Genomic DNA, 11,062 nt, shown 5'->3' with positions numbered 1-11,062 from the left:
CGCAACACCGGCGTCGCCCCCATCGCCGCAGAAGCCCACCTGATGTACGCACTGGCCCGGTTCACGCCTCGCATCGCGGCGGCAGTCTCGGCCAAACTCGCCGCGGCCGCCAAATAGCCCGACAGCAAACTCACCGATGCCACCCGATCGGCCATTGGACGCTTATCGGGGATTAGCCCGAGCTGATCGGCGGAATCAGGAAACGAGGGGCCTGATCTGCTCGGCGGCGAAGCGGACGAAGCCGACCGGGTCCGGTTCGTCGGCGGTGGGCTGCAGGACCACGCTGGTGGCGCCGGCCTCGACCCAGCGGAGCACGGTATCGGCGATGACCCGGGCATCTCCTGCGACACCGATATCGGGAATTCCGTCGCGGTCCTGCCCGCGCAGGTCCGCGGCCACCCGCTCCGCGGCACCGGGACCGGTCGCCGCCAGCAGGTACACGACGATCGGATACGGCTGTGCCGCAAGCGCTTCGGGCCGCGCGGCCCGCACGATCCCGGCGGCCGCCCGAATCCCGTCGGCGGGTGTGGAGCTGGTGAGGATCACCCCGTCGGCGGCCTCCCCCACCACACTCAGCGTCCGCGGCCCGGTCGCGGCGGCCAGGATCGACGGTGCGGCGGCCGGCGGCCAGTCCAGCGCGACGTCGTCGAGCCGGACATACCTGCCCTTCACCGTGATTCGCTGCCCGGCCAGCAGCGCCCGCAGCGCGTCGAGGTATTCGCGCAGCAGGGTGATCGGCGAGGCGACCCGCTCCCCCACCTGCCCCATCCAGTCCTGAACCCCGTGTCCCACACCCCAGATCCCCCGCCCCGGGAACATCCGCTCCAGCGTCGCCAGCTCCATCGCGGTGACCGCGACATTGCGCAGCGGCACCGGGAGCACCCCCACCCCGACCCGCACCCGTTCACTCCACGCGAGCGCCGCTGCAGCCGTGGCGATCCCGCCCTCCAGGAAGCAGTCCTCCCACAGCCACAGCTCCTCGAGTCCCGACTCGTCCGCCGCCCGCACCACCTCCCGCAGCCGCTCGGGCGGTTGCTGCGGCCGGAACACCACTCCCAGGGTCGTCATACCCCATGCGTACCACGCCGGAGCCGGAAATGGCTGTGGCCCGGTCACATTCGCGACCGGGCCACCAGGGTTCGAACTCAGCCGAAGTGGCAGACGTAGTGGACCGGCTCGATGACCTCGATCTGGAAGCTGGAGTTGCCCGGCACCGAGAACGACTCGCCGCCCTTGTAGGTGACGGCCTCGGACTCGCCGGCCAGGGTGACGTTGCACTGGCCCTCGAGCAGCTCCATGATCTCCGGCGCACCCGTGTTGAAGGTCAGGGTGGCGGGGAGGATGACACCGATCGACTTGCTGGTGCCGTCGGCCAGTTCGATGTTGTGGCTCACACACTTGCCATCGAAGTAGACATTGGCACGCTTGGTGACGGTGACATTCTCGAACTTCATGCTGGTACGGGGCCCTTCCTACGGGTGACGACCGGCCGCGCGGGCCGGTCCGGTTCGCGCCGATCGTACCCGCGACCGCCGGGCAATCGTTCAGTCGGGCAGGGCGTCGAGGGCGCGGTCGGGCAGGGCATCGAGAGCCTGGGCCGTCAACGCCCGCCCCTGCTCGATGATCGGGGTGGCGCGATGGAAATCCATGGTGCCGCAGATGTTCTGCGGCACCTCGATCACCAGGTCCGGCGGGTGGGCGGCCAGATGCTGGCGGGTGAGGGCGGCCAGCATGAGATCGATGGCCCGCTGGGCGACATCGGTGGCGCGGATGCTGCTCAGCGCCGGGGGCTGCGCCGGCACCTCCTCGACCGGGGTGCGCGCCCCGCCGAGCAGCTGCGCCGAGGCCCGCCACCACTGGGTGAACCAGTTCGTGCGCGGTTGCGCGCGGTCGTAGGCCGGGTCCGGCGCGCCCGAGAGGTCGACGCCGATGGTCATATCCGCGGGGCCCAGCGCCATGGTCGCCACCACCGGCAGCGGATCGAGCACACCGCCGTCCACCAGCACGTGCCCGTCGACGAGCACCGGGGTGATGAATCCGGGAATGGCGATCGAGGCCCGGATGGCGGCATCGAGTTCGCCGGCCTGGAACCAGGTCGACCGGCCGGTCGTCATATCGGTGGCCACCGCGACATACGGGATGGGCAGGTCCTCGATGTGCAGGGCGCCGAGCATCTCGCGGATCCGGTCGAGGACCTTGCTCGCGCGGATCACGCCCGGTTCGCTGAACGCCGGATCCAGCAGCCGCGCCACCTCGAACTGGCCGAGAGCGGTTGCCCAGGAGGTGAATTCGTCGAGCCGCCCGGCGGCGAACAGCCCGCCGACGAGTGCCCCCATCGACGATCCGGCCACGCCGACGATCTCGTAGCCACGCTCCTGGAGCTCGGCGATCACGCCGATGTGCGCGTATCCGCGTGCGCCGCCACTACCCAGGGCGAGCTTGACGCGCTTGCCCGTCGACATATGAATCTCCTACCCGAGAACTAGCAATCGAATCGCAAACCATGGTAGAGCTCGGTCGCCACCGGCTCGGTCGGTGGCCACCACGGAGGTAACGATCCGCTCCACATCGGGTCTCCATCCGATTGCCGCAACTCTGGAAGTTGGCAACCGCCACCAGAAGATTAGCTGGTCATATCGATGATTCCACAAGTCGTTCGAGCCGAATCCGCTGAATCCGGACGGGCATTCAGGCGTTATCGTGTCATCCCATGCTTGCTGAAACTCAGAACGTTCGTGTGGACAGTGAATTCGCGCGACTGCGGACAGTGGTGGTTTCGCAGAGTGAATTCCGCGCTCCAGCAAATGCCGAGATACTGGGCCACTCGATGCCGGTGGAACCCGGCGCGGTGGACATCCTGGACGCGGTGTGGGGTCGGGACTTCGGTGCGGTGTACCCGGACAAGCAGCGCAGATGGGAGGCCGAGCGGGACGAGCTCGCCGCCGCGCTCACCCGCCACGGCGTCGAGGTACTGCGGCCTCGGCTGTTCACCGCGGACGAGAAGGCCACCGCCGGCCCGATGGGATACGCCAACTTCTTCGTCCGCGACCCGTGGTTCACCATCGGCGAGCACGTAATCGAGGGCGTGCTCCAGTTCCCGCACCGGCGCATGGAGGTGCTGCCCAGCCGCGACCTGCTGCTGGACCGCGTGATGCCGTCTGCGGCGCAATACGTTTCGCTGCTCCAGCCCGGCAAGGCCGCGGTCGGCCACCCCGGACCAGGCCCGTTCCTCGAAGGCGGTGACGTCCTGGTGCTCGGCACGGACGTCTTCGTCGGCCTGTCCGGCATGGCCAGCAATGAGCTCGGCTACCGCTGGCTCGCGAAATACCTACGGCCGCACGGCTTCACCGTCACGCCCGTCCGCCTGCCCGAGCATGTGCTGCACCTGGATTGCGCGATCGGCCTGGTGCGCGAGGGACTGCTCATCGCCTGCCCCGACCGCCTCCCCGAGGGCCTGCCCGAGCAGCTGCGTGACTGGGAGCGCATCGAGGTGAGCGAGGACGAGGCCGCGGCCATGGCCACCAACGGCCTGCCCATCGACGCCGGAACCTACCTCACCGACCCGGAATTCGAGCGGGTCGGCAAGGGACTCGAGGACCGCGGCGTCACCGTCGAGTACGTCGACTTCGCAGTATCGCGACTGTTCGGCGGCGCTTTCCGCTGCTCCACCCAGCCGCTGCTACGCGCCGACTGACCTGTCCCCCACCGGCTTTCGCCGGGGTGTGCGAGGAGCCGACGACCTCGTAGAGGTGTCCCCGCCGCGGGAGATCCAGTTGTTCTCCAGGTAGTGCCATGCACCGTTCACGGCATGACCGACAACGTGGCCGGTGTGGTAGCGCGGCGGGCTGTCGGCGCTGTGCGACAACAACACCCGAGGCGGCGATTGTCGTCTCGTCACAATTTCGCCTGCCGGGGATGCGCCAGGCCGGGCAGCGTGGGCAGCAGTGCCAGTGCGACCCGCAACTCCAGCGAGTCGGTCCCGATACTCCGGCCGAGCAGCGCTTCGGCCTGGCGAACCCGGTAGGCGACCGTGTTGGGATGGACCACGAGCCGATCGGCGGCGCGGGTGCGACTGCAGTTCTCGTCGAGATATGCCGCCACGGTCGTCGCCAGCCGCTCAGTGGTCTCGTCGTCGGCCGCCAGTGGCCCCAGAACACCGGTGACGAATGCGAGCGCATGATCGCTGTCGGCGGTGCCGAGCGCGGCGACCGCGATCTCGCGGTACCGGGTCAGCGCCGCCCCGTGTGATCGGACCAGCGAGGCGACCCGCCGGGCGTGGGCCGCTTCGATCTGGGTGCGACGGAACCCCTCCAGCGCCCACCCCGGCTCGCCGACAGCGACGTTGACCCCGGGTGGCACGATGCGCACATCTCGGCGCGGTCGCAGCGCGTCGAGATCAGCAGCGGTGAAGGCGCTGCGACGGCTGACCCAGGCCGTAACGGCCAACGAACCCATCGGCTGAACGAGAGTGCTGTCGGCCGCGACGGCGCGGGCGAGCCCGGCGATGGACTCGTTGAGTGCCGGAAGGGTGTCGTCGCTGTCCGTGTGCTCGACCCATGCGATGGCCCCGATGTGATGCCGGTTCACCTCGTATCGCAACCGCGCCGACGCTCGCTGCGCGTCGCGCTCGCGACCGGCGATTATCTCCTCGATCGCTACGGCCCGGGCCGCAGCGGCCGTGCGCAGCCATGCTTCACGCTCCACCTCGTACGCCTGCTCGACCCGGACCATCGCCGCATCTGAGTAAGCAAAGATCCACCCCGTGACCAGCTGCACCGCGGTGGCCTGTTCGGCCGCATCCCGGGCAGTGGCTGTGATCCGGTCGAAGATCCACTGCCATACCTGCTCCTGAGCCAGCCGATAGAACCGCATCAGATCCGCCAGCGCAACCTGACGCTGCACCCCGGACCGGGCAATCGCAATGGCCGACCGCGGCAACTCCAGCCCGCGCGGGTCTGCACCGAGCTCCATGAACTGCGTCAACTGCCGCAGGCTCGCCTCGATGCTGACGCGAGTCTCCTCAACGGTCTGCGCATCCAGGAAAAGCCCGGGTAGTTCGTCCTGCATTCGAGCGAGCGCGCGCTCGGCCAACTCCCCGGCCGACGCCCTCATCTCCGCCGTGATCGGTCGCAGAACCTCGCGCCATACCCGCTCAGCGGCCGGCTCCCGAGCCGGTGGCCACTCGATGTTCATGGAAGCCGAATCTACTCAGCTTTGTCGTGGCGCGACAATTCAGATGTTTCGCCGCACTCGGCCGGCACGCCGCTATCCGGGCGGATGGCAGCCGGGGTCGCCGGCTGATGCAGCGGACGTCGGCTACCGACGAGACAACAGCCGACCCGGTGGCGGGGCCCCGGCGTCGGCGCCCCCTGCGGGGCGCTGGCCGCTCCGAAACTCCGTGAACGCGAAGTGCTTTCGGCGATGATCGAACTCGACCGCGGCTCGAACTTCGAGATCAACGATAGAGCGCGCGCGGCCTGCGGAAATGCGGTCCACGCAGCAGATCAACTCGGTGAATCATCTGCGGTAGTGGTGCAACCGCCGGATCTCGGGCGGCTGCGCCACCACCTCGGGCGAGCACTCTGCCGGACTGCTCGATGGCGAGGATCCCACTCGAGCCGAGCGGGATGTCCTCGATCGTCATCTCGGCGGCAAAGATCTCTTCGATCTAACTCGCCAAGAAATCGACGATGTGCCCGGCGAGTTCCGCTCCGGAGTCCTCCTGTAGGAAATGGCCGGCTCCGTGGATTACCGGGTGTTGGATGCCCTGAGCGCCACGCATCTCGGTTTGCAACACGCCCGCCATCGGGCCGGTGATCGGATCGGAGTCGCTGAACGCCACCAACATCGGTGTCGCGCTCTGGCGCAGCGCCGCCCAGGCCGCCCGGTTGGCCGGCGCGGCCGGGTCATCGGGCGAGGTCGGCACCAAGCCGGGCATTGCCCGCGGGCCTGCGCAGTAGCTGTCGTCGGGGAACGGTGCGTTGTATCCGGCACGCACCGCGTCGCTCATCTCCCGGGTGCACCCGGACTGGACGAATCCACCGACATCGATCACCGGTTGGCTCTGGATGGCCTCCCGGAACTGCCACCAGATCTCCGGCATCGGGAAGTCACCGGCCGGCAGACCGCTGTTGGCGACCACGATGCGCGAAAACCGTTCAGGGTGTTCGGCGGCCAGCCGCAACCCGATCAACCCACCCCAGTCCTGACCGACCAAGGTGACGTTATGCAGGTCCAACGCGTCAAAGGCGAGCGCGCGCACCCATTCGACATGCCGGGCGTAGGTGTGATCTTCGCGGCGGGTCGGTTTATCGGAGCGACCGAAGCCGACCAGATCGGGGCAGATGACCCGATAGCCGGCTGCGGCCACGATCGGGATCATCCGCCTGTACAGAAACGACCACGACGGCTCGCCGTGCAGCATCAGGACCGGGTCTGCGTCCTCGGGCCCGTCCTCGACCCACGCCATCCGCAGCGATCCGCCTTCGGCATCGCCGACCTCGCAATACCGAGGAGGGTAGGGAAAGTCGGGCAGCTCAGCGAACCGCTCCTCGGGGGTACGCAGCGTCAGCATGGCCGAACCAGGTCGGCCAACTTGTCCACAGTATGCATCGAATCTCCTTGCTTCTGTTCACGGCGGCTGTTGGCCGCGGACCCGACGGTATGGGTCCGCACACCCATTGTCTCGGCGCTTTGCGCCAAAGTTCGGTGCCAAGGTTGTGCGCGCGCCACAAGCCGGCGGATTGGGCGACGCGTTCAGGGATGTAGCCGCGCTTCTTGTAAGTCGCCGTGAGGTTTTCGCGTCGCCCGTCGATATTCTGGCCGCGAATTTGGATCGGTCCGGGTGATCGCGGTGTTCGTTGAGGTTGAACGTCGAAATTCTGGATCGAGACGTGAGCATGGTCGTCAGTTGGTTGGAGCGCTTTCATATTCGTGGCTCGTGCGCCACGCCCGCATGTTCGTCCCCCACTGTGGGTTTTCGACAGTTCATAGTTGGAGTTTCCGGTCAGCGCTCGTGGGTGTGTGATGCGGGCACAATGGTCATCGGGAAGGTTGTTGTCCCGCGACGAGCGGATTGTGAACTGCGTCTCCTACTGTGGCGTTCAGTGGCCGATCGGTCACGTTCCCTTCGGAGGTCGCACGCAGATGTCCTGCGGTCCATAGACCTTCGCGTTATGCCGCGGATCGGTGGCAGGAAGGAACCGCGACATGAGCCGGTTCGACATCACCAAGACCAATCTCGCCGTGGAGCGGCTGATCGAGATTACCGACAACCCGCGCCACCTATACATGCTGCACGCCTATAACCGGCACCGCTATTTGGAGATGGCCGGCCGCTGGCAAGAGATCTTCGACCCGGAGATGACCGTCGCGCACCCCGTCTACCATTTCAACGTGTTCGGCATCAATACCGTCTTGGACGGGGCCGAAGCCGTGCAGGCCGTCTACAACGAATGGGCCGGCACCGGGCAGTGCATCTTCTACGTCGACGACGAAAAGCTCGCGGTCGGCGACAACATCATCTGCTCGACCGCGGCGATCTACCAGCAGACACCCGGCGTGATCCTCGCGGAGGCCGGCGCGGACGTGGACCCGGACGCTACCTACCTCGTCAAGAATGTCGAGCACATGATCTGGCCCTACGACGACCAGGGCCGTCTGATCGGGGAAGACGTCTGGGAGATCGACGAATCCGAGCGCGAGATCATCAAGCTCGACCCGTCGGAGGTGCTCACGATCGAGCAGTCCGGAATCCTGCTGGCCCCGCTGATCAAGCCGCTGCCCGCCCGCACATTCTGATCCCGGACGATCGGGCCATCCGGGGATGTATCGCGTCGGCGGGCGCTCCCGGGTGGTCTGTGTCGCGCCCAGATCCTTCAGGAGTTGTACGTGATCAATGGACTGACCATGGATGACTATCCGCTGTCGCTGACCGCGGTGGTGGAACGCGCCGAGCGCTTCCACCACCGAACGAAGGTCGTCTCGCGCCGCCCCGACGGCAATGTCGAGCGGACGACGCTCGGGGCGTGCGCCGTACGCGCGCGCCAACTGGCCTCGGCCTTGGCAGAACTCGGGGTCGACGATGGCGACCGCGTCGCGACGCTGTTGTGGAATCAGGCCGAGCACCTCGAGCTGTACTTCGCGGTTCCCGCGATGGGGGCGGTCGTACACACCCTCAACCCCAGGCTGCATCCCGATGAGCTCGCCTTCATCGTGGAAGACGCCCAGGACCGGGTGATCGTGGTCGACGAATCCCTCCTCGAGGTGTTCGAGAGCTTCCGCCACGTGCACGCATTCGAGCACATCATCTGCATCACCCGCGATGGACCGACGCCGGACGGGATGTTCGACTACGAGACTTCGATCGGCGCCGCGGAGCCGATGGAGTGGCCGATTCTCGACGAACGACGCGCCGCCGCAATGTGTTACACGTCCGGCACCACGGGCCGGCCGAAAGGGGTGGTGTATTCGCATCGGGCGCTGGTACTCCATTCGATGGCCGCGGCACTCCCCGATGCGCTGGGGGTATCGGCACGGGACACGCTGCTGCCGGTCGTGCCCATGTTCCACGCCAACGCCTGGGGTATTCCCTATGCCGCCGCTCTGCTCGGGGCTGGGCTGGTTCTGCCCGGACCGCGGCTGGACTCTGCCAGCGTGCTCGATCTGCTTGCCGCCGAACAGGTCACCATGACCGCGGGGGTCCCGACAGTGTGGATGGCGATGCTCGACGCGCTCGACGCCGAACCCCTACGCTGGGACCTCAGCCGCCTCGATCGGCTGATCGTCGGCGGTGCCGCGGTACCTCGGAGCATGCTCGAGGGATTCGATCGCCACGGTCTGACGGTCGTCCAGGCATGGGGAATGACCGAGACCGCGCCGCTGGGCACCGTCAGCCGCCTCCCTGCTGACCTCCAGGACAGCGAGACGGATGAGCGATACGAGTTCCGGGCAAAGCAGGGAATCGCTATGCCGTTCGTCGACATCCGCGCACGCAACGACTCCGGTGAGTTCATCGAGTGGAACGACCGTGCCATGGGTGAACTGGAAGTACGCGGACCGTGGGTGGCCGCCGCATATCACAACGGGAAGGGAGCCGACAGTTTCACGCCGGACGGCTGGTTCCGCACCGGGGACATCGTCCGCATCGACCACCGTGGCTGCATCTGTATCTGCGACCGAGCCAAGGACATGGTGAAGTCCGGTGGCGAGTGGATCTCCTCGGTTGATCTGGAGAATCACCTGATGGCGCACCCGGCCGTGGCGGAGGCCGCGGTGATCGCCATCCCGGACGCGCGGTGGGGTGAGCGCCCCTTGGCGGTCATCGCGCTGCGCGACGGTGCGACGACGGATTCCGACCAGTTGCGCGAGCATCTGGCGGCGGAATTCGCCCGTTGGCAACTGCCCGAACGATTCGAGTTCGTTTCCGCGATTCCCCGGACCGCCACGGGAAAGTTCAAGAAAATCGCTCTGCGCGAAGAGTTTTCGGCCGGTCGGCCGTGACCTGAAAACCCACGGGTGGCCGAAGGTCGTCGGACCAGCCGTACCGAGTTGGGGCGTGAGATCACCGCTCCCGCCCCATCACGGTCCACAACGATCGCCGACAGACGATCTCCTCGCCATGGCCCCGCATACGGTGAGAAGACCAGCAGCCCAACGAGATTTGCGGAGAGCCGGATGCGGGGACAACCCGCACGCCCGGCGTGCGCCGTGCGGCTTCGCTCATGTCCCTCGCATAGCGAGGAGGAACGCGGGGGGATTGTTCGTGGTTCGGACCGGATTTCGCGTGGACGCGAAAGCCGAAGGGGACCAGAGCATGCCGGTGAAGCGGTATCTTGAACTCTCCCGGTGAGACCGTCACCACCTACGTGATCGACGCCATCGAGGCTGCAGGGACTTCGCCCCCAAGTCGGCACCACCGGTTCTGCTGGGTATTCCCCGAAACCTCAGAGTGCAGCGCCGACGGTGGTCACGACGCCGGCGACGATGGCAACCGCGGTAACGCCGATGGCGAATACCCATAGGTCACGCTCCTCGGGCATCGCGGCGCCGGATTCCAGGGCTTGCCTGACCTGCAGCCACCGGCGCAGGCCCACGATCGGCGCGGCGACCGCCAGCAGGATCATCGCGGTGCCCAGTAGGGTACGCACCCACCCGGTGCTGAATTCGGGGACCAAGTGCACCATTGCGATCCCACCGGCGAGCAGACCCAGCGAGGTTCGTATCCAGGCGAGAAAGGTCCTCTCGCTGGCGAGTGTGAAGCGCTCGTCCGGTCGCGATGTGTGCTCGGCCGGGCCTGTGTCCGTCTCGGCCAGGGACGGGTCTGTCATAGTCGCGTCCTCATGACGCGGCCGGGGCGTGGTCAGATCCATTGCCATTCGAATCGTGGACTTCCTGATTGATGGTCACGTAGTGGCGTCACGGTAGGAGGCTCACGTCGATTTCTCTCGGGGCTCCACGACAACGCTCTGAGCGCCGATTGTCGTCACGTCACAATTCGATCGGCCGGTGATGCGCCGGGCAGTGCGGGCAGCAGCACCGGCGCGACCCGCCGCTCCAGCGTGTCGGTGTCGATGCTCCGGCCGAGGATCGTTTCGCATGGCGATCGCGATCGAACCTCGGTGCGACCGGAGAGCGTCGAGATCAGTGACAGTGCAGGCGCGACAGGCGCGCTCGCAGAACCTCGCGCAATACCTGCTGTGCAGATGGCTCCCGCGCCGGCAGCCACTTCCATGCCGGCAAAGCCGGCTACCCACGTTTGTGGTGAGGTCACAATCAGTCGCACATATGTTGGCGCAAGCTCACGAGCGCTCCACATCACACTCGCCCTACGTTGTGGCCATGATCACGCCATCTTCACGGGCCAACCCCTCCGACCTGTCCGGCCGGGTTGTGGCCATCACCGACGCCGGCAGCCGGGTCGGGCGCGAGCTCGCTATGTTGCGCGTCATCGACCGTGACCGCGCGGTGTCCCCGGTCGCTGCCGGGGCCCACATCGGGTACGCGCCGGCCCAGGCCACTACTCCGCCGCTGGCCCGATGAGGTTGCGGAGAAGCTCGCAGTC

General features: G+C 67.0%; 11 protein-coding genes. 4 read left to right on the top strand and 7 right to left on the bottom strand.

Going from position 1 to position 11,062, the window contains the following annotated elements:
• Positions 1-195: 195 nt before the first annotated feature.
• From ACWEQQ_RS34975 to ACWEQQ_RS34965, 3 genes are all read right to left on the bottom strand, one after another.
• Positions 196-1,068: an LLM class flavin-dependent oxidoreductase gene (locus ACWEQQ_RS34975; RefSeq protein ID WP_452351206.1), complete on the bottom strand. Its 873-nt coding sequence runs from the start codon at positions 1,066-1,068 to the stop codon at positions 196-198.
• Positions 1,069-1,145: 77 nt separating this feature from the next.
• Positions 1,146-1,454 carry a pyrimidine/purine nucleoside phosphorylase gene (ppnP, locus tag ACWEQQ_RS34970; RefSeq protein WP_379386956.1) on the bottom strand — a complete coding sequence of 103 codons (309 nt, stop codon included), beginning with the start codon at positions 1,452-1,454 and terminating at the stop codon, positions 1,146-1,148.
• 90 nt (positions 1,455-1,544) lie between these two features.
• Positions 1,545-2,462, bottom strand: a complete 918-nt coding sequence (locus ACWEQQ_RS34965) for a patatin-like phospholipase family protein (protein ID WP_452340102.1) — start codon at positions 2,460-2,462, stop codon at positions 1,545-1,547.
• 365 nt (positions 2,463-2,827) lie between these two features.
• On the opposite strand from ACWEQQ_RS34965, the gene ACWEQQ_RS34960 reads away from it, so the two are divergent.
• On the top strand, positions 2,828-3,694 hold the full coding sequence (locus ACWEQQ_RS34960; protein WP_452351205.1) for a dimethylarginine dimethylaminohydrolase family protein: 867 nt from the start codon (positions 2,828-2,830) through the stop codon (positions 3,692-3,694).
• Positions 3,695-3,894: 200 nt separating this feature from the next.
• Here the strand turns inward: ACWEQQ_RS34960 and ACWEQQ_RS34955 are convergent, their stop codons facing one another.
• Both ACWEQQ_RS34955 and ACWEQQ_RS34950 read right to left on the bottom strand, forming a co-directional pair.
• Positions 3,895-5,193 carry a PucR family transcriptional regulator gene (locus ACWEQQ_RS34955; RefSeq protein ID WP_452351204.1) on the bottom strand — a complete coding sequence of 433 codons (1,299 nt, stop codon included), beginning with the start codon at positions 5,191-5,193 and terminating at the stop codon, positions 3,895-3,897.
• Positions 5,194-5,668: 475 nt separating this feature from the next.
• The gene (locus ACWEQQ_RS34950) at positions 5,669-6,574 is read right to left on the bottom strand and encodes a haloalkane dehalogenase (protein ID WP_452351203.1); all 906 of its coding nucleotides are present in this window, start codon (positions 6,572-6,574) and stop codon (positions 5,669-5,671) included.
• A 635-nt stretch (positions 6,575-7,209) separates the two neighbouring features.
• On the opposite strand from ACWEQQ_RS34950, the gene ACWEQQ_RS34945 reads away from it, so the two are divergent.
• Positions 7,210-7,800 carry a hypothetical protein gene (locus tag ACWEQQ_RS34945; RefSeq protein ID WP_452351202.1) on the top strand — a complete coding sequence of 197 codons (591 nt, stop codon included), beginning with the start codon at positions 7,210-7,212 and terminating at the stop codon, positions 7,798-7,800.
• Between the two features lie 90 nt (positions 7,801-7,890).
• Positions 7,891-9,501, top strand: a complete 1,611-nt coding sequence (locus ACWEQQ_RS34940; RefSeq protein WP_452351201.1) for a long-chain fatty acid--CoA ligase — start codon at positions 7,891-7,893, stop codon at positions 9,499-9,501.
• Between the two features lie 443 nt (positions 9,502-9,944).
• On the opposite strand, the gene ACWEQQ_RS34935 is transcribed toward ACWEQQ_RS34940, so the two are convergent.
• Both ACWEQQ_RS34935 and ACWEQQ_RS34930 read right to left on the bottom strand, forming a co-directional pair.
• A complete protein-coding gene (locus ACWEQQ_RS34935; protein WP_452351200.1) occupies positions 9,945-10,328 on the bottom strand; it encodes a YidH family protein in 384 nt (127 codons plus the stop codon).
• 155 nt (positions 10,329-10,483) lie between these two features.
• Entirely contained in the window at positions 10,484-10,732 is a 249-nt protein-coding gene (locus tag ACWEQQ_RS34930; RefSeq protein WP_452351199.1) for a hypothetical protein, read from the bottom strand.
• A gap of 107 nt (positions 10,733-10,839) precedes the next feature.
• Here ACWEQQ_RS34930 and ACWEQQ_RS34925 point away from each other — a divergent pair, with 107 nt between their 5' ends.
• Positions 10,840-11,040: a hypothetical protein gene (locus ACWEQQ_RS34925; protein WP_452351198.1), complete on the top strand. Its 201-nt coding sequence runs from the start codon at positions 10,840-10,842 to the stop codon at positions 11,038-11,040.
• Positions 11,041-11,062 lie beyond the last annotated feature (22 nt).

It is taken from the genome of Nocardia sp. NPDC004123 (assembly GCF_053603795.1).
Note: the sequence above shows the minus strand (reverse complement) of the source record. Positions and strands in the feature narration are given on the sequence as shown.